Here is a 19,040-nt window from a genome sequence, read left to right as displayed (position 1 = left end):
CACATAGTACTAAAAATTAACATTTTTTTAACATTAGTCAGGATGAAATATTTCAATTATTTTAGTGAAAATTATAATTATTTAGTATGAAGATATCACCATCTAAGCTCAATACATTTCTAATGTTTAAATTGCCAGCAGCTTATTTTACGGGTGTGAGAACAAAACAAATTAATGATACCACTTGTGTAGTTTCTGTAAAACATCGTTGGATAAACCAAAATCCATTTAATTCTATGTTTTGGGCAGTGCAAGGTATGGCTGCTGAATTAACTACTGGTGCTTTAGTAATTAAAAAGATTAGAGAAAGCGGTAAAAGGATATCTATGCTTGTCGCAAATAATAATGCTTCTTTTACAAAAAAAGCTACAGGAAGAATTACTTTTAAATGTGATGAAGGCTCAAAAATAGATGAAGCTATTACTAGAGCTATTGAAACTGGCAAAGGACAAACAGTTTGGTTAAATTCAAACGGTATAAATAGTGATGGAGTACAAGTGTCTTCTTTTAATTTTGAATGGACTTTGAAAGTTAAATAAAATTATTACTAGCTATGCGCGGTAATGTTTTAATAATAACTTTATGTAACAAAAGTTAGTTTTATCCAACCAATAAACGAATTAATCAAAAACATTTAAATACTTAACAATGGAAAAATTACCAGATTTTACAGATAGAAATGCTCACGAAATAGATTATCGCATTTACGGTGAAGAAATGCAATATGTAGAAATAGAATTAGATCCACAAGAAGCAGTAATTGCGGAGTCGGGTAGTTTTATGATGATGGACGATGGTATAAAAATGGATACCATATTTGGTGATGGTTCTCAAAAAGACAAAGGCTTTTTTGGTAAGATATTAGGTGCAGGTAAGCGTATATTAACTGGTGAAAGCTTATTTATGACAGCTTTCTATAATGACCTTACAGGAAAACGAAATGTATCTTTTGCCTCTCCGTATCCTGGTAAAATTATTCCTATTGATCTTAACGAATTTAGAGGCAAGTTTATTTGCCAAAAAGATGCTTTTCTATGTGCGGCTAAAGGAGTAAGTGTAGGTATTGAGTTTTCTAAAAAACTTGGAAGAGGACTTTTTGGTGGTGAAGGCTTCATCATGCAAAAACTAGAAGGTGATGGTATGGCATTTGTTCACGCAGGTGGCACTATGGCTGAAAAGACATTGCAAGCTGGTGAAACGCTTAGGGTAGACACTGGTTGTCTTGTGGGTTTTACACAAGGAGTAGATTATGATATTGAATTTGTGGGAGGTATTAAAAATTCCATTTTTGGAGGCGAAGGCTTGTTCTTTGCAAGATTACGTGGACCAGGTAAAGTATATATACAATCTTTACCATTTAGTAGATTAGCGGATCGTATATTGGCATCTGCCCCTAAGTCTGGAGGTAGCTCTAAAGGAGAAGGGAGTATACTTGGAGGTTTAGGTGATTTGTTGGATGGAGACAATCGGTTTTAGTTTTAAATATAAGTAAATCAGTGTGTTGGCTTGTGAGAATTTACTTTTATAATGTTGTATTGTAATCGAGTAATTATAAACTTTTAACATAATATGCTGTTAAACTTTATATGTTTTTTAATTTTTACATGTTTTTTTTCTAACTTTAATTCAGAATTGAAACAATAGCCTATAGAGAAAATTACTTTTTTTTAAACCTTAAACTTAAAATTACCTATGGCGAGAGCAATGTATGAGTACACAAAAACTGTACTTAGCAAGGTTAGTTTTGATGCGACATTATTCTGTAAGGAAGTGCAAAAAGCAGTAAAGCGTTTACTGCCTCACGAACTAGAAGAATTAAGAATATTTATTCAGTCCCTAATCAATCAAAACCCAGAATTAAATCAATGTTTAATCTATTTAAAAGCATAAAGAAAAGCGACGTTTTAGTCGCTTTTTTTAATTCCTAAACTTATCTTTGCATAAAATTTTTAAAGCTGAAAAAGCTAGTCGTTTTCATATTGCTTTTATCATTTGCTATACGTCCGATTTACTATGTCGGTAACGTCCTTTATTATCAATTGAATATTGATTATATCATCGAAGCTTATTGTGTAAACAAAGACAAACCAGAACTTCAGTGTAATGGGAAATGCCATCTTGCCAAACAGCTTCAAATTGTAGATAATAATACATCCATTGAAAAGTCTAGTATTAGTTTAGTTTACGAAGCGTTCTACCCATTGTATTTTCAAATTACCGCTCAAGATATACTAAAAGGTAATTCTCCAATAGATGGTTTAAACAACTGGAAGTACCAATCGAATTTAAAATCCACTTTTTTATATAATTGTTTTCACCCTCCAAGGTATACTTCCATTTTTTTGATAAGCCTTTTGGCTTAATTAACATTTCAATTTTAAAGTAAGGCATAGCGTAAATGACTAAATGCCATACCTCTCTATGTCTATACTTTAATAACAGTATTAAAATCTTAAAATGAAAAATTATATAATTGCCATAATACTTATGGCAACATTAGTGCTATATGCACAAGAAAAGGAAGAAAGTTTAGAACATTGGAAAAGTAAGCGACCAGATGGTCACGCACCTATTTCTGTAATGGGTGATCATATGCATAACAAAGGAGGTTGGATGTTCTCTTATCGCTATATGTATATGAACATGGAAGATTTACGCAGAGGTGATAGTGATGAAGATTTTGCAGATGTCTTAGTGCCTAATGGGGGTGATTATATGGTAACTCCAACACGTATGCCAATGAGCATGCATATGCTTGGGGCTATGTATGCGACTAGTGATAAGATAACATTAATGGCCATGTTAAGCTATTTGAGTATGGAAATGGACCATCTTACAGGAATGGGTGGAAGATTTACAACTGAATCTAGAGGTTTTGGAGATACAAAAGTATCAACGTTGTATCGCTTTTTTAATAAAAACAAACAGCAGTTACATGGACAATTAGGTTTGTCAATTCCTACAGGTTCAATCGAAAATGAAGATGTAACCCCTGCTTCTAATGGGGAGGATGTTATTTTACCTTATCCTATGCAAATAGGTAGTGGTACTTTTGATCCCGAGATTGCCTTAACATATCTATCGCAAGGAGATTTATTCTCCTTTGGTTCTCAATTACGAGGCATTTTTAGATTAGGAAAAAACGACAATGACTATCGTCTGGGAAATCGCTATACGCTTAATAATTGGTTAGCTATTAAAGCTACGGGTTGGTTGAGTTTTTCAGCGAGAATAGAAGGAGTTATTGTTGGAGAAATTGATGGAGACAATCCAGAATTAAATCCAAATATGGTGATAACTGCGGATACAGATAACTCAGGTGGAACATTTGTAAACTCTGGATTAGGTTTTAACCTTTATGCTCCAAAAGGTGTGTTAAAGGACTTAAGGCTAGGCTTTGAGTTTGCAACACCTTTAGTACAAGATGTTAATGCTGTACAATTAAAAACAAAAGAAACAGTTACTGTTGGATTACAGTACGCATTTTAATTATGGCATATAATTATGAAAAATCCCTCAATTGAGGGATTTTTTATTTAGGTAATGGACTTATAATCTCAACATTACTAAATGCTATTGCCCCACGTATAATGCCCGATATTGAATTATGTAACGCATCAATAATCTGCATTTTCAATTCACTTTTATGAAAAATAATGCTCACTTCTCTTGCAGGTGAAGGCTCTGCAAAATGTCTAAGATTTGGGTTTAACTTTTCTTTTATGTCTAAGGTATGTAAATATGGAAGAAGTGTCATTCCCATCCCCTCATTAGATAATTTAATTAAGGTTTCTATGCTACCACTTTCTAACTGAAAATTATCATCAATTTGGTCCTTAAAAGTTTTACAAAGATTGATGACTCCATCTCTAAAACAATGACCATCTTCTAGAAGGAGCATATCTTCAATCTGTAGATCGGCAACCTCAATGGTTTTTTCATCTTTTAGTCTGTGATTATCTGGTATATATGCAACAAAAGGCTCGTAATATAATACGCGTTCTTTAATATTTTCACTTTCAAGAGGTGTAGCCGCTATAGCAGCATCTAAATGACCATCTCTTATTCTTGTTAGGATTTCTTCTGTGGTAAGTTCTTCAATTTTTAGTTTTACTTTAGGGTATGTTTTTATAAAGTTTTTTAAGAACATAGGTAAAAGTGTAGGCATTATAGTTGGTATAATACCTAAACGAAATTCTCCTCCAATAAAACCTTTTTGTTGATCTACTATATCTTGAATGCGCTCGGCTTCATTAACGATATTTCTTGCCTGAAATACTATCTTTCTCCCAACATCAGTAAGTTCTATAGGTTTTTTTCCTCTATCAAAGATGATAACGTCAAGTTCGTCTTCTAATTTCTGTATTTGCGTACTAAGTGTGGGTTGTGTTACAAAACACTTTTCTGCAGCCTTAGTAAAATTTTGATGCTCTGCGATAGCTAGAGCGTATTTGAGTTGTGTAATTGTCATTGTGATTGATTTAGACTATAAAATTACAAAAAACTATTTATAAAAACTATAATTTATTAATAAACTATTTTGAACTTTTAATGTAATTTAAATAAAAAAACCTTCAGAATTACTCTGAAGGTTTTTAGGGGCAAGCTATTAAAAATCAATATTAATTTCTATAACTCTATTATTTTAAAAGTCTTTAATCAATTTATTGACTTTATTAATTACATTCAATTTCAATCTCAGCATCATTGTCATTTAAACTTTGCACTATTAATTCGTCAAAGTAGCAATCAATAAAAGCCCATTCATCGTCAAAATTTCCTGAAGTAGCATCTAAAATTACTGTTGGATATCCAGTATTTCCTTCTACAACAGACCATGTGCCAGTTGTAATGATACCATTTTCTGCAGTAACTTCAAATGTTCCATCTTCATTAAATATGTAGGCATATTCACCATTAAAATATTCAACCTCCCAAGGACATTCAGTTAAAATTTCTGCTACTCCTTCATTTGTACAATTATCGACATTATCATCACATTCTACAACATCATCCTCAGTAAATCCTTCACATTCTGCAAAGCACATATTTGGGAAAACAGTGACTATAGTTTCACCTGCTGGTGTTGTATATTCAATACAAACCGGATCTACAGGCTCATCTTCACATTCTTCACATTCATAGTCATCATCATCATAATAGTCATCATAACAATCTTCTAATACATCTTCAAAATCCTCAGCACTATTGATCGTTACAATTTCTTCTTCGTCATCATCATCATCATCTTCATAAACTGTTACTGTAAAAGGATAAACAAAATCAAAAACATATACATCGTAAAGCGCATTTCCTAATTCTTCTTCAGAATTTACAGTTATGACATCACCATCTTCAGTAACTACTGATATAGGAAAGTTTAAAGAGAAGCACTCAAAGCCACCGACATAGTAATCATCTTCGCAATCATCTAAGAAATCATCCTCATCAAATCCGTCACATTCTGCATAGCATTCATTTGGATACGTTACAATAAAAGTTTCGCCGTCTGGTCCAGTTACTTCAACACAAACTGGATCATATTCATCTTCACATTCGTCATATTCTTCATCAAAATCGCAATCTTCTAATAAGTCAATGAATTCTTCCTCATCGTTAATTGTTTCTATTTCTATAGAATCGGTATCATCATTAAATGTTTCTACATCAAAAGGAAATGCAATACCATCGATATACAACTCATCTGTTGACGCTAACATCACATCAATTAAGTCATCTAAATCTTCAACAGTCACTGTAGCTCCATTGTTATACGATAATGTTAATGGGTATACAAAGTCAAAACAGAAATCTAAAACAATATTCCCAGAAGGGTTATCAGTTTGTGTTACATTTCCATTGGCATCAAACTGTGTTCGTAACTGATCTAAAGAAGTCGTTATGGATTGACTCTCCTCGGTTTGTTGTTGTGGGTCTTCTCCTACAGGTTCGTTATTGGTACAGGCTGTTACTAAGAATAATGCCATGAACATGCTAAAGAATGCAAACTTTAAATTTTTCATTTCAAATAAATTTTTAGGTTTAAAATTAGTTTATCGAGGTTAATCGTTAGTAAGACAACCTATAAAATAAAAACCCTACTTTTTTTCTCAAGTTTTTTTTTTCATAGCTTTGACGTATCAACTTCAAAACTACTAATGACCAAAGATACTCGTAATATCTGTCACTCAAAAACCTTTGAGAACATCTATAATACTTATGCAAAAGAGATTAGGCGGTTTTTATTTTTTAAAACACAAAGCATAGATAAGGCAGAGGATATATTACAAGATGTTTTTATTAAACTTTGGGATAATTGTAGTAATGTTGATTATGATAAAGTAAGGAGTTACATATATAGTATTGCCAATAACATGTTTTTAAATGATATTAAGCATCAAAAAGTAGTGCAAAACTTTAATAAGCATAATGTTAAAGAGCGTACCAATGAATCGCCAGAATTTATTATGCTAGAAAAAGAGTTTATGCAAAAATTAGAAGCAACAATTGCTGGCTTACCAGAAAAACAACGCGAAGTTTTTTTAATGAATAGAATTGAAAAGAAAAAATATAAAGACATAGCTCAACAGTTAGACATTTCTGTAAAAGCTGTAGAAAAGCGTATGCATCAAGCTTTGATTATAATGCGAAAAGAGATAGGAAATGTTTAATTTTAAATTAAAAGTAGGGTTTTTTATCATTAAGTTGTATTAACTATAGAACAGCATGGAAACAAATAATACACATAACGATTCAAACACATTTTTAGCAAAATGGCTAGATGGTGAACTTACTGATAAGGAATTAATGACCTTAGTAAGCAAGGATGAATATACTGTCTATTTAAAGATTAGAAAAGGGCTTGATGTTAGCGAAAAGCTTAATGCTCCCATTGATGATACTTTTGCCAAAATTCAAAATAAAATAGAGAATAAAAAGCCAAGTGTTAGACCACTCTATACCAATTGGGTAATTGGTGTTGCAGCATCTATTGTTGTGTTATTTGGTTTGTTTATCTTATTAGATGATAATAAGATTACCATTGAAACAGGTTTTGGAGAAAGTAGATCCATTGTTCTTCTAGATGGCTCTGAAGTTATATTAAATTCAAAATCTAGAGTTTCGTATGATGAAGATTTATGGGAAACTGAGCGCACATTGAGTCTCAATGGTGAAGCTTATTTTAAAGTCGCAAAGGGTAAGACGTTTACTGTAAAAACCGATAATGGTTCAGTTACTGTGTTAGGGACACAATTTAATGTGATTTCTAAAAATGATTTTTTTGATGTGGTATGTTACGAAGGCAAGGTAGGTGTAAAAACCTTTGAATCTGAGCATATACTCTTACCAAATAACGCTGTTAGAAAAGTAAATGGCTATCCATCTGAAGAAACCAAAAATTTGCTAAAAAAACCAACATGGATAGATGGTGAAAGTACGTTTAAAAGCGTACCATTACGTTATGTTATCAAAGCTTTAGAAGACCAATATGAAATTAATTTTGATGCTCAGGCTATAAATGATACAGATGTTTATACAGGTAGTTTTCCGTATAACAACTTAAACATTGCTTTAAAGACTGTCTTTGAGACACTTAATATAATATATACTGAAAAAGAAAACCGTAACATTAAACTTAGATATAAGGAATGAGGTTGATCTATATCTTTGTCTTAATGTTACTTCCTACACTAGCCTTTTCTCAAGAAGAGGCTTTTTACATTGAGTTTGAAGATGTACCTTTATATGATGCATTAGAACATATAGAAGATGTATATAAAGTACTTTTTTCATATAAAGATGATTATATAACTGGTAAAAGCATAACAATAGATAGAGAAAAAAGAACCTTATCTGATGTGCTTATTGAGCTTCAAAAAAATACAAATTTATACTACAAAGTCTTAGACAACCGATACATAATTATAAGTTTATCTAATGATAAAAGCACTAGAGCAGAAACATTAGGTAAAGTTATAGTTAGAAGTTATTTAGCTAAAGGTATCGAAAAGAACAGCGATGGAGCTTATAAATTATACCCTTCGCGATTAGGCATTTTGCCAGGACTTATAGAACCTGATGTTCTAGAAGGTATTCAATTATTACCTGGCGTATTAAGTCCAAACGAAACCGCTTCAAGTTTTTTTGTCCGTGGTGGGGCTTCAGATCAAAACCGATTAATTTGGGATGGCATCAATATATACCATAAAGGACATTTATTTGGCATGATATCTCCGTTAAACCCAAATGTGGCTTCAGAGATTAAATTTGTTAATAAAGGTTCTCATGCTAGATATGGTGAACGTTTGTCTAGTGTTACAGATATAAGATCAAGCGCTGTTATTGATAATACTTTAAAAGCAGAAATGGGTGTTAATGGAGTAAATGCGGATGCTATTATAAACTTGCCGCTTATTAAAGATAAACTCAATTTGCAAGCATCACTAAGACGAAGTTATACCGATATTTTTGAAACATTTACATTTAATCAGCTATCTGATAAAGTATTTGATAGCACTAAAATTAGTCAAGATGAAGATGGGGATAACGATTTTTCATTTTTAGATTATAATGTAAAATTGAATTATAAACCCAATAATAACAATACATTTTTTGCGAGTATGATTGTGATAGATAATCAACTTGATTATGTGTCTAATGATGATGAAAACAATAGGTTTTTTCAAGATGTTATGACTATTGAAAATAGAGGTTATGGTTTGGGGTGGAATCATAAATGGAATGAAAAACTTAACCAAGACACACAAGCTTTTTTCTCGGATTACACACTTAATTATAATTTCATAACTACAGAAAATAATGAGCAAATCTCTGATTTTGAAAAACGGAATGCCGTATTCGACTCTGGTATTTCTACAGAGATTAACTACAATCCATCGCATAAAAATAATTACACATTTGGATATCAATACACATTAAAGGATGTGTCCTATGCTTTTGTTAATACTGCAGACTTAAGAATTATCTTGGATACAGAACAAGAGATTGTGCAATCACATAGTGTATATGGTAATTTTGACTATAAGAATCCTAAATTATTCGATTTTTCTTTTGGTTTAAGAGGTACTTATTTTCAAGAGTTAGATGCAACACGATTTGAGCCAAGACTAATTATTTTTAAAGCGCTTAATACGCATTTTAAGTTTCAGGCCAGTGGAGAAATTAAGAACCAGATTATTAGCGAGATTGATGAAACCGTTTTTAGTGACCTCTCCTTAGAAAACAGGGTTTGGCGTTTGGCAAACAATAACGATTTTCCAATAATTAACAGTAAACATGTTTCCGCGGGATTTCTTTTTTCAAAAAACGGATGGAATATTGATGCAGATGCCTATTATAAAAAATTAAAAAATGTTACAGCTTTGTCATTAGGTTTCTTAAACCCCGAAGGAGGTGGTTTTAATATTGGTGATCAGAATATTCTTGGAGTGGATGCTTTTTTAAGAAAACGATTTAATGGATTTACAACCTGGGCAAGCTACTCGTATAATCGTGCACGTAGTCGCTTTAAAAATCTTAATAATAATAAATCTTTTAAGTCTAAATCTAATGTTACACATGCTATATCTACAGCATTGAGTTATAAGTTAGATGGTTTTCAAATAGCATTAGGTTGGAAATGGCAAACAGGGAGACCATTTACCGTGGCTAATGAAACTGATGGAAGTTATAGTTTTAATGAAGGTATTAACACTGCAGAATTACCTGTTTATCATCGTTTAGATTTATCTTCTACTTATAGTTTTAAGCTATCCAAGCATAATAAATTAAGAGGTAAAGTAGGTGTTTCTGTACGTAATCTTTATAATAGAAATAATTTGATTTCAAGAGAGTACAGAGGTAATAATAGTTTAAATGACTCTGTTGAGCTTATTGAGCGTTATTCTATTGGTATTACGCCAAATTTTATGCTGAGACTTTATTGGTAAAATATAACCTAGGATTGTAAACAAAAGACCGAGCAATTTTATATAGAATATACTCAGTCTTTTGTTTTTTGATTAATGATAGATGCTTTAGAAACGGATAATCATTTCTAAATTTTTTTCTTCTACTTTAAACTTTGCGTCGTCATATTGAGGTGGTCCAAAAGCCATAGCGTTATTAGAGGTTCCATAAGATTCTAATGGCATGCCATTTTCTCTAAAATCCATGCGTTGGTTTCCATTTTCATCATGTAAGGCCATTATAGCGTATTCTCCAGGTAAGACGTTTTTAAAAGTAATACTAACTTTTCCGTCTTTAATTTCAGTTTCAGCATCTTGAATACCTCTCCCTTTCATAAATGTTTCCGAACTGTGTAATGACATTAATACCTTACCAATGTCATTTTTTACGTTATCTATGGTCACTGTAATGGTAATACCTTTTTCTTCTTGAGAAAACCCAAATAAAGTGGTTAAGGTTAAAGCGAAAGTTAAAAATAAATGTTTCATAATATCTTGTTTTAATGGTTATTCATCTGAATTCAACAGATTTTAGATGTAGTCGAATAGATGATTCAAATATCAAGTAAAATTTCAAAAAAAAATAAATGACATTACCGAATTGTGATTTAAACAGGATGAATTGTAATTTTTGCTATTGGCATTTAACTATATCAATCCTCTGGCTTTAATTTCTAAATATTTATTGATGGTGTTAATTGTTAAGTTTTCTGGAGCAGTCAAAATAGACTGTATACCATGTTTTTGAAGTTCATTTACGATAAGTTTCTTTTCGTACATGAACTTTTCAGCAATGGTTTTTTGAAAAATTTCGAAAGTATTATGGGCTTCAACATTGGTGAGTTTTTCTAATTCTGTATTTTCAAAAAATATAACAACTAAAAGGTGATTTTTAGCCATAGCTTGTAGATATGGCAGTTGGCGATGCAAAGCATCTAAGGTTTCAAAATTAGTGTAGAGAAGGAGTAGGCTACGTTGCGTAATACTTCGTTTTATATCTATATATAATCTTGAAAAATCAGATTCGGAAAAATCTGTGTTTACATTGTATAAGGTTTCAAGAATTTTATGCATTTGCGAAGGTCTACGCTCAGCCGCAACTTTATTTTCAACCTTTTTTGAAAAGGTAAACATACCAGCTTTATCTTGTTTTTTTAATGCTACATTGCTAATAACTAGTGTAGCGTTAATAGCATAATCTAAAAGACTTAAACCTTCAAAAGGCATTTTCATGGCTCTGCCTTTATCAATAACGCTATAGATAGGCTGCGAGCGTTCATCCTGAAATTGATTAACCATTAATTGATTACGCTTAGCTGTAGCTTTCCAATTAATATTTCTAATATCGTCTCCGGTAACGTAATCCTTAATCTGTTCAAACTCCATTGTATGACCAATGCGGCGAATTTTTTTTAACCCGTACTCAAAAAGTTTGTTAGAAAATGCAATAAGCATGTATTTTCTAAGCTGTAAAAAAGAGGGGTAATTAGGTACCATGGCATCTTTAGCAAATTGATAACGTCTTGTTACTAAGCCAATAGGTGAGTTGACGTAGATATTTAGGTTACCAAAATAGTATTCACCGCGTTCTAGAGGTCGTAACGTGTAGGTGATTTTCTTTTTTTGATGCGTATTGAGTTGGGCATTAATTTCAAAATCGCGCTTTTGGTATTGAAACGGTAGTTCGTCAATTAATAACAAATAGGTCTTAAAATTGTAGTTATTTTTTAACGTTAATTCTATAGGGTTATCATCTCCATTACTCAGTTTTTCTGGTAATACTCTTGAAGCTGAAATACCTTTTTGTTTATATAATAGAATAAGGTCTATAACCACTAATCCAACAGCTACAAAAAACATAGAAGTGATAATGCTTAGCAAACCTGGATATATATAGGAAAGGATAAACAGTACTACAAACACCATTGCTACAAGGAAAAACCGAAAGGTTAAATAGGTATGTTTAAAAAAGCGTTTCACTATCTTGGTATCTCAATAGTTTCAAGGATTTGATCTACAACTTTATCTACAGTAAATGCCTCCATCTCACGCTCAGGAGTTAAAACCAAACGATGTTTAAGAACAGCTTTTGTACAACGTTTTATATCATCGGGAGTTACAAAATCTCTTCCGTTTATTGCTGCATTTGCTTTTGCGGCATTTAAGATAGCAATAGAGGCTCTTGGGGAGGCTCCCAGATAAAGATTAGCGTTATTACGTGTGTTATTTACTATTGAAGCGATATAATTTAAAAGATTGTCTTCTACAACGATTTGTTTTATGACATCTTGATATTTCTTAATAACATCTGATGATAATACAGGTACGATAGTATTAAAATCCATAGTGTCTTGTCTATGGTGGTTGTCTACCAAAATTTGAACTTCATCTTTTAATGATGGATAATCTACTTCTATTTTAAATAAAAAACGGTCTAATTGCGCTTCAGGTAAACGGTATGTGCCTTCTTGCTCTATAGGATTCTGGGTGGCAAACACCAAAAATGGTAATTCCATATCATAGCGTGTGCCATCCATTGTAATTTGGCGCTCAGCCATAACCTCAAATAAAGCGGCTTGTGTTTTTGCTGGTGCTCTGTTTATTTCATCAATTAAAACAATGTTAGAAAAGATAGGTCCTTTTTTATATTCAAACTCACTGGTTTTAACATTGAAAATCGAAGTGCCTAAAATATCACTTGGCATTAAATCTGGAGTAAATTGAATTCTGCTAAAATCCACATCCATGGTTTTAGCCAGTAATTTGGCTGTAACCGTTTTTGCTACACCTGGCACTCCTTCTATTAATGAATGACCATTAGTAAGAATAGAAATGATTAACAATTCGATCATTTCATTTTGGCCAACAATAAATTTTGCAATTTCTTGCTTTATTTGCTCAACACTATCTTGAAGAGGTTTAAGGTCTATTCTACTTTTAAAATCTTCAGTGGGTTGTTCGTTAGCTTCATTATTAGGTGAAGTAGTGTTAGAATCCTCTATATTTTCTGAAGATGGTGTATGTTGTTCTTCCATTATTGTGTATGTTTTGTAAAGTGTTCTATTTTTTTATTGAGTTCTATGAGTTCTTGTTCGGTATGATTTATTTTAGATTTTAAAAAAACCAGATAATCTACCAATGTTTTAGTGTTTTCTTTTGGGTTGCTTGATTTTACGGCTAGTTTTTCAATAAAATTTTGATTTAATTGATTGGTGTCTAAGTAATAATTTCTACGCACATATTCTAAAAAGTACTGTATCTTTTTTTCAATAATATTGGTGAAATCTCCATGTTGATAATACAATTCTCCTATGGTTCTTGTAAAATCTACCGTTGCATTTTCTAACTTATCGATGACAGGAATAATACGTTGTGTACGTTTCCCTCTAAAGATTACAAATAAGATGAGACCAAACATACTAATATAGAAAGCCCATTTTAAGGCAGTATTTTGAAGTATGTAACGCAATGGACTAGTTACTGTTTTTCGACCACTCTTATAGTTGTTATCCCATATGATTTGCTGTTTGGGCAGGTAAGATAAAACAGTAGCTGCATAATCTTCTTTGTCAGCCATGAGATGGTAATTGGTAAATGCAAAAGGGTTAGTGTGCAATAGAAATTGCCCTCCTTTTTCACCTACATCGACTTTTATAAAATTGGGGTGGACTTCTTGTATGTCATCTTCATCTTTTGTTGTTATAGTACCTAAGATTGTAGCTTTTAAAGTATCTAAAGAACTAAAGTGGCTGTTCTCTATAACATCTTTAAACTTACGATTGTTTTTTTGGAGGCTTGGGCTGGTAAATTTATGATTTGATTCTTTTTTATAAAGATTAGCGTATTGCCTTTGTACTGCAACATTTAGTGAGTCTATGGCATTACCATAAAAATAATTGCCACTTATAAAAACTGTATTTCCGTTTTCGGCGAAGTCCATTATTGCTTTAGATTCTTCGCTATCAAAACTGATGTAGTTATTAATAAAAACTAAAGATTTCGAGGTAGAGGTGTCAATATCTTTTAAGTATTCGTATATAGAACGTTCTGAGGTTAAGACTTTTCCAGAAGAAAATGTGTCTAACTCGTTAAAAAGAATATAACAACCCAATGGAATTTTATCGGCAGCAGAGTAGGAGTCTCTCCAATTAAGTGCTTTGGGTTTGGTTACCTCGGCTATCATCATAAAAACAATAACCGCACCAATAATATAGAACGCTATTTTTGAACGCTTATCCATGCTGAGTTGTTTTTATAAGTTGATTAAAATCGTCTTTATTTTTATTGAAGCTTACTTCGTCTATAGGAAATTCTCCATACCATACATAGTCGTAGATATAAGAAACTCTTTTAAATAAGTTTTTTAGTTTCGAGTCTTTTATTTCATTGAGATAGTCTGAATTAGTTTTATCGTAATGCCATTCAATTGTTTTTTTGTTAGCTAAAACCTTTAAGGATTTTAGATACATATAGCGTGTTGCTAATCTGTAATTCTTTTCTTTAAGCGCTTGTCTTATGAGCTTATCAAAATCGACTTGTTCAATATGCTCTTCAACATAACTAAAACCTTCTATAGTTTTATCTTCAGTTTTAAATACCGAACTAACAGGATTTTGTAATAAGAATTTTATGAGAAGATAAAGCACAATAACTCCTAATAAACCATAGACTATATATTCCATGGTTTGATAATCTAACCAATCAATATCAAACCCAAAAACATCACCTAACCAGTTAAAAAATGATCTAAGAACACGTTGTATTAAATTAATACCTCCTGTATCGTTAATAGAGTAATTAAAATCGTTACCCGAGTAATTATCTTTAAAATTATCTTTAAAGTAAGTCACTTCGAGAACACTAGAATCACGTTTTATAATAGCATCTTGAGCACTTAAAGCAACTGAACTTAAAAAGGTAAAGATGCAAGTATTAATATGTCTTAAATTTAACTCACTCATTAATACCGATTTGATCTATTTTCTTCTGAAGAAATACATTATGCTTTACTTCGTATAAGTTGTAGTAAAGAATCCCGTAAGATAATTGTGATAAGGCTTGTGTGTAGATAAATGACAATAAAAATGCAGCAAAACCAAAAGTAAAGACTAATGTTGCAAAGGTGCTAGTCCTAAGGTCAACATTACTTTCTACCGAAAAATAGGTGTAAATACCAACTATAAAACTAGGTATGGATATAATTAAAACAGTAATCATAAGATTTAGTATACCTATTACTAAACCATATAGTATAACTCTCCAAAAATTAGAGAACGTAAAATCAAAACCCTCAGAAATTGCTTCTCCAAATCCTTTCTTATTCGAAAAAATAGACATAAATGTTAATCCAAAAATGGCAGTCATTGTAAAACTTAAACCATATTGAATTAACATTCCTAAGAAGGGAATAAATGCTAATAGGCCAGAAATAACAAGATAGACTACATATAAAAGGCCACCAATGAGAATAAATATTATGATGGTGCCAATATTGTTTAAAATGCTTTTCCATACATTCTTAGAGACGATTTTACCTTCATTATTAACATATTCTGCTATATAAGCGCTGGAAAAACTATAATTTATTAATGAGGTGATAAAAACAATTAAAAATAGAATAATTGCTCCAGCTATAAGATAACTGTCAGAAGCTATATTATTTCCCATACCAAACCTAAAATCGCGACTAGCTAAACCCATAAAGCCAGTAACCAAAAGGTATGAACATATAAGTGTTAATATAATACTTACTGCATTATACCTTAAATATAAATTGGTGTAAGCTTTAAAATTATGTTTTAAGAATAAAAAGTAAGTGTTAATAATATCTCCAAATGTACTTCTTGTCCTCAGTTCAATATACTTTTCGTTCACGATATATATGGTTTGGGTATTAATCCAGAATTTACTTTGGTAAGCTCTTTATTGACAGCTTTATTTAATAATATTGGATATATGATATAATAATAAATGATAATAAAAAGGGAAATAGAAATGATACCATAAGCTAAAAACCATGGCATTTGTTCACCATAGCGTGTAATAAAACCTTCTATAAACCCAGCTATAATGAAAAACGGAATGGTACTTACCACAATTTTAAGTCCATCCTTAGCACCTTTCATAAAGGCGATACGTCTCGAGTAGGTTTTTGGAAATAAAAAACTATTACCCATTACCAAACCAGCACAACCAGCAATAACAATTACTGAAATTTCGATAGTGCCATGCAACCAAACCGTTGAAGTTTTTTCTAAAATACCATAGTTATAAAAGAACGTAATAAAAGCACCCAGCATTATACCATTACTAAAAAGCACCCAAATTGTACCTACACTAAAAAACACACCCAAAGCAAATGCAACAATAGCTACTCTGATATTATTAATGGTAATACCTAAAAATGTACCTATTTCACTGCCACTTTTATAGACAGCCATGGGTTCACCTTTTTCAATATTCTCAATGGTCATATTTACATAAGCATCACCTAAAATAAGTCTCAAAAAAGAATCATCATTTAATGTAGAAACAACACCTATAATAACTGCCGTCATAAAAATGAGAAAGCTATAAAGTAATGTTTTATGATACTGTTTAAAGAATAAAGGGAATTCATGTCTCCAAAACGAAATAATCTTGTTTTTAGATTCCTTTTTGGTAATATATATTTTTTGATGCGCTTGCGAAGCTAAAGAATTTAAATACAACAAAGTCTTACTCCCTGGATAGTAGGTTTGGGCATAAGATAAGTCGTTGGTAAGTTGTATGTAGTAAGAAGCTAAGTCGTCTGGATTTATTTTTGCATTATTATCTAATGCGTTTTCAAAACCAATCCATTTTTCCTTATTTTGCTTCACGAAAGACGCTTCGCGCATAAATCATTTAATTTAAAACGAATATACATTTCCATGGGCAAATTAGCAATTAACACGGCACAAAATGTTAACCTAGATTATAAGCTGATAGGTTTGGGTGAACGCATGGTGGCTTTCTTAATTGATGGTGTCATTTTGATTACCTATATGACCATTATGGAAAATCTTGTAAACCTATCAGAGATATTTGATACTGACGGTTGGACAAGACGTGGTTTTTTAGGCCTGCTCACCTTGCCAGCGTTGTTTTACTCTGTGTTGTGTCATATCATTTTTGGTGGACAAACCGTTGGGAAAATGATAATGAAAATTAAAGTAGTGCGTTTTGACGGTTCACCAACGCAATGGTATAATTTTATGGTACGTTGGATGCTGAGAATTATAGATATTTGGTTGTTTTTTTCATCAATTGGAATATTAAGTATTTTATTATCAGATAAAAAACAACGTGTAGGTGATTCTGCTGCTGGCACAGTAGTTATTAGTGTAAAGAAAAAGCATAAAATTTCGAGTACAATTCTCGAAGATATTAATGATGATTACCAGCCTGTATTTAGTAACGTTACACAACTTACAGATAAAGATGTTAGAATCATTAAAGAGGCTTTTACCATTTCGAAAAAAAATAATGATTTTAAGACCTTAACGGCATTAAAGAAAAAGATTTGCGATACCTTAGGTATTGAAACTAAGTTATATGATGTACAGTTTATAGATACCATTTTGAAGGATTATAACTACTATACCCAGAACATGTAATGTTTTTCCAAACTATAGACATATTAGGAACCATAGCTTTTGCTATTTCTGGGGTTTTGGTTGCCATGAATAAGCGTATGGACCCATTTGGTGTTCTCATTATTGCATTTGTAACAGCTGTTGGTGGAGGCACTTTACGTGATATTATGGTTGGAGTAGAGCCTGTGTCATGGATGCAGAATATGACGTTTGTTTATGTAATTATAGGATCTGCAGTGTTTGCTGTAGTATTTAGAGATTATTTAAAACACTTGCGTCGCTCTTTATTTTTATTTGATACAATTGGTATAGGACTCTACACTGTAGTTGGAATAGAAACGGGGTTGGTTGCAGGTTTACACCCCATTATTTGCATCGCATTAGGAACCATGACTGCTTGTTTTGGTGGTGTAATACGAGATATTTTATGTAACGAAATTCCAGTAATATTTAGAAAAGAAGTTTATGCTACAGCTTGTATTTTGGGGGGATTAACCTATTTCTTACTGCGTCATTTTTTAGAAGACCAAAACTATCTTTTTGTTATTGCGGGTTTGGTGGTGATAACTATACGTTTAATAGCTGTAAAGTTTAAAATTAGTTTACCTACTTTGTATAAGAATGACACCGAATAATAATATTTTTAGTTATGCCAAAAAAGAAAAAGAAAAAAAAGAATAAAAGTTGGCTTGTGCATTTTTGGTCACAAGTATTTAGAGTTCTGAGTTATATATCGATATTTACAATTATTAGAAGGCTAGCTCCTAAAAAGTCAAAATCATATTCATTTGTTGAATACTACGTTACTTTTAATACTTTATTATCGATTATTACATTACTTATCGTAACCTATCGCAGAGAATATGACAAAAATCTATTGCTATTCTTTGTAATGTGTTTTGGTTTTTTTAGAACTTTTGAAATTATTATCTATCAAATCAATGTATTATTATTTGATGAATATAGAGCCAAGTTAAATGAAGATAAGTATGCAGTAAGAAGTTACAGAAGAATGGTTTTGCTATTATTGCATAACTATATCGAGATTATTTGTTGGTTTGGTGTGGCTTATATGTGGTTTTATAGAAGTGGTCATATATCATTACCTCCTAATAGCCCTGAATTAACTTTTTTACAAGTATTTCATGAAAGTATGCTATTGATGTTTTCATTTAGTCCAAGTCAATATGTAGCAACTACTAATATGGGGTTTGCAGTATTTACAGCTCAAGCAATAATTGGATTGTTTATGACATTAGTTGTATTTGCTCGTTTTCTGGGTTTATTACCTCCACCAGACACTATGGATGAATTTGAAAGCGATATAGATTGAGAATTTATTTTTGAAATTTCTATATTCAATTGACAACATTTAGTTATATAAATTTTAGAAACATTTGTACATGTTCAATAAAAAAGTCTCGTCAGCAAATATTTTATCTGATAACGAGAATTT

General features: G+C 31.6%; 20 protein-coding genes. 11 read left to right on the top strand and 9 right to left on the bottom strand.

The genetic code is table 11. The features are described 5' to 3' along the window. The first annotated feature begins 86 nt into the window (after nt 1-86). The 5 genes from Q0912_RS05285 to Q0912_RS05265 all read left to right on the top strand — a co-directional run bounded on the left by Q0912_RS05285 (nt 87) and on the right by Q0912_RS05265 (nt 3,489). Nucleotides 87-539 carry a DUF4442 domain-containing protein gene (locus tag Q0912_RS05285; RefSeq protein WP_299112750.1) on the top strand — a complete coding sequence of 151 codons (453 nt, stop codon included), beginning with the start codon at nt 87-89 and terminating at the stop codon, nt 537-539. A gap of 109 nt (nt 540-648) precedes the next feature. After that, a complete protein-coding gene (locus Q0912_RS05280; protein ID WP_299112748.1) occupies nt 649-1,476 on the top strand; it encodes a TIGR00266 family protein in 828 nt (275 codons plus the stop codon). A gap of 216 nt (nt 1,477-1,692) precedes the next feature. Then, entirely contained in the window at nt 1,693-1,890 is a 198-nt protein-coding gene (locus Q0912_RS05275) for a hypothetical protein (protein WP_008270989.1), read from the top strand. A gap of 89 nt (nt 1,891-1,979) precedes the next feature. Then, nucleotides 1,980-2,363: a hypothetical protein gene (locus tag Q0912_RS05270; RefSeq protein WP_299112745.1), complete on the top strand. Its 384-nt coding sequence runs from the start codon at nt 1,980-1,982 to the stop codon at nt 2,361-2,363. Between the two features lie 94 nt (nt 2,364-2,457). Continuing rightward, nucleotides 2,458-3,489, top strand: a complete 1,032-nt coding sequence (locus Q0912_RS05265; RefSeq protein WP_299112743.1) for a transporter — start codon at nt 2,458-2,460, stop codon at nt 3,487-3,489. Between the two features lie 43 nt (nt 3,490-3,532). On the opposite strand, the gene Q0912_RS05260 is transcribed toward Q0912_RS05265, so the two are convergent. Together Q0912_RS05260 and Q0912_RS05255 are read right to left on the bottom strand one after the other, a co-directional pair. Then, nucleotides 3,533-4,471 (bottom strand): LysR substrate-binding domain-containing protein, encoded by a 939-nt coding sequence (locus tag Q0912_RS05260; RefSeq protein WP_299112741.1) that lies wholly within the window; start codon nt 4,469-4,471, stop codon nt 3,533-3,535. Between the two features lie 205 nt (nt 4,472-4,676). After that, complete coding sequence (locus Q0912_RS05255; protein WP_299112739.1) at nt 4,677-6,023, bottom strand: hypothetical protein; 1,347 nt, start codon at nt 6,021-6,023, stop codon at nt 4,677-4,679. A 135-nt stretch (nt 6,024-6,158) separates the two neighbouring features. On the opposite strand from Q0912_RS05255, the gene Q0912_RS05250 reads away from it, so the two are divergent. From Q0912_RS05250 to Q0912_RS05240, 3 genes are read left to right on the top strand one after another with little or no spacing between them, the layout of a single operon-like run. Further along, a complete protein-coding gene (locus Q0912_RS05250) occupies nt 6,159-6,671 on the top strand; it encodes an RNA polymerase sigma-70 factor (RefSeq protein ID WP_299112737.1) in 513 nt (170 codons plus the stop codon). 55 nt (nt 6,672-6,726) lie between these two features. Then, complete coding sequence (locus tag Q0912_RS05245) at nt 6,727-7,653, top strand: FecR family protein (protein WP_299112734.1); 927 nt, start codon at nt 6,727-6,729, stop codon at nt 7,651-7,653. A 23-nt stretch (nt 7,654-7,676) separates the two neighbouring features. Further along, nucleotides 7,677-9,950 (top strand): TonB-dependent receptor, encoded by a 2,274-nt coding sequence (locus Q0912_RS05240; RefSeq protein ID WP_299112732.1) that lies wholly within the window; start codon nt 7,677-7,679, stop codon nt 9,948-9,950. 87 nt (nt 9,951-10,037) lie between these two features. On the opposite strand, the gene Q0912_RS05235 is transcribed toward Q0912_RS05240, so the two are convergent. The 7 genes from Q0912_RS05235 to Q0912_RS05205 all read right to left on the bottom strand — a co-directional run bounded on the left by Q0912_RS05235 (nt 10,038) and on the right by Q0912_RS05205 (nt 16,846). Continuing rightward, on the bottom strand, nt 10,038-10,457 hold the full coding sequence (locus Q0912_RS05235) for a DUF2141 domain-containing protein (protein WP_299112731.1): 420 nt from the start codon (nt 10,455-10,457) through the stop codon (nt 10,038-10,040). 159 nt (nt 10,458-10,616) lie between these two features. Further along, nucleotides 10,617-11,948 carry a DUF58 domain-containing protein gene (locus Q0912_RS05230; RefSeq protein ID WP_299112729.1) on the bottom strand — a complete coding sequence of 444 codons (1,332 nt, stop codon included), beginning with the start codon at nt 11,946-11,948 and terminating at the stop codon, nt 10,617-10,619. Continuing rightward, entirely contained in the window at nt 11,948-13,003 is a 1,056-nt protein-coding gene (locus Q0912_RS05225) for a MoxR family ATPase (RefSeq protein WP_299112728.1), read from the bottom strand. The genes Q0912_RS05230 and Q0912_RS05225 overlap by 1 nt, the downstream gene beginning before the upstream one ends. After that, nucleotides 13,003-14,208 carry a DUF4350 domain-containing protein gene (locus Q0912_RS05220; RefSeq protein ID WP_299112726.1) on the bottom strand — a complete coding sequence of 402 codons (1,206 nt, stop codon included), beginning with the start codon at nt 14,206-14,208 and terminating at the stop codon, nt 13,003-13,005. Before Q0912_RS05220 ends, Q0912_RS05225 begins: the two co-directional genes overlap by 1 nt. Next, entirely contained in the window at nt 14,201-14,929 is a 729-nt protein-coding gene (locus Q0912_RS05215) for a hypothetical protein (protein ID WP_299112724.1), read from the bottom strand. The genes Q0912_RS05220 and Q0912_RS05215 overlap by 8 nt, the downstream gene beginning before the upstream one ends. Continuing rightward, nucleotides 14,922-15,842 carry a hypothetical protein gene (locus Q0912_RS05210; protein WP_299112723.1) on the bottom strand — a complete coding sequence of 307 codons (921 nt, stop codon included), beginning with the start codon at nt 15,840-15,842 and terminating at the stop codon, nt 14,922-14,924. Before Q0912_RS05210 ends, Q0912_RS05215 begins: the two co-directional genes overlap by 8 nt. Next, on the bottom strand, nt 15,839-16,846 hold the full coding sequence (locus Q0912_RS05205; protein WP_299112721.1) for a stage II sporulation protein M: 1,008 nt from the start codon (nt 16,844-16,846) through the stop codon (nt 15,839-15,841). Before Q0912_RS05205 ends, Q0912_RS05210 begins: the two co-directional genes overlap by 4 nt. Before the next feature lie 33 nt (nt 16,847-16,879). Here Q0912_RS05205 and Q0912_RS05200 point away from each other — a divergent pair, with 33 nt between their 5' ends. The 3 genes from Q0912_RS05200 to Q0912_RS05190 are packed head-to-tail and all read left to right on the top strand — an operon-like array spanning nt 16,880 to nt 18,917. Next, a complete protein-coding gene (locus Q0912_RS05200; RefSeq protein WP_299112720.1) occupies nt 16,880-17,605 on the top strand; it encodes an RDD family protein in 726 nt (241 codons plus the stop codon). After that, nucleotides 17,605-18,219 carry a trimeric intracellular cation channel family protein gene (locus Q0912_RS05195; RefSeq protein WP_299112719.1) on the top strand — a complete coding sequence of 205 codons (615 nt, stop codon included), beginning with the start codon at nt 17,605-17,607 and terminating at the stop codon, nt 18,217-18,219. The genes Q0912_RS05200 and Q0912_RS05195 overlap by 1 nt, the downstream gene beginning before the upstream one ends. A 14-nt stretch (nt 18,220-18,233) precedes the next feature. Then, the gene (locus Q0912_RS05190) at nt 18,234-18,917 is read left to right on the top strand and encodes a hypothetical protein (protein WP_299112718.1); all 684 of its coding nucleotides are present in this window, start codon (nt 18,234-18,236) and stop codon (nt 18,915-18,917) included. Nucleotides 18,918-19,040: the final 123 nt, after the last annotated feature.

This window comes from uncultured Winogradskyella sp., from assembly GCF_947498345.1.
In the GTDB taxonomy this organism is placed as follows: domain Bacteria; phylum Bacteroidota; class Bacteroidia; order Flavobacteriales; family Flavobacteriaceae; genus Winogradskyella.
This window is presented reverse-complemented; position numbering and strand designations above follow the sequence as displayed.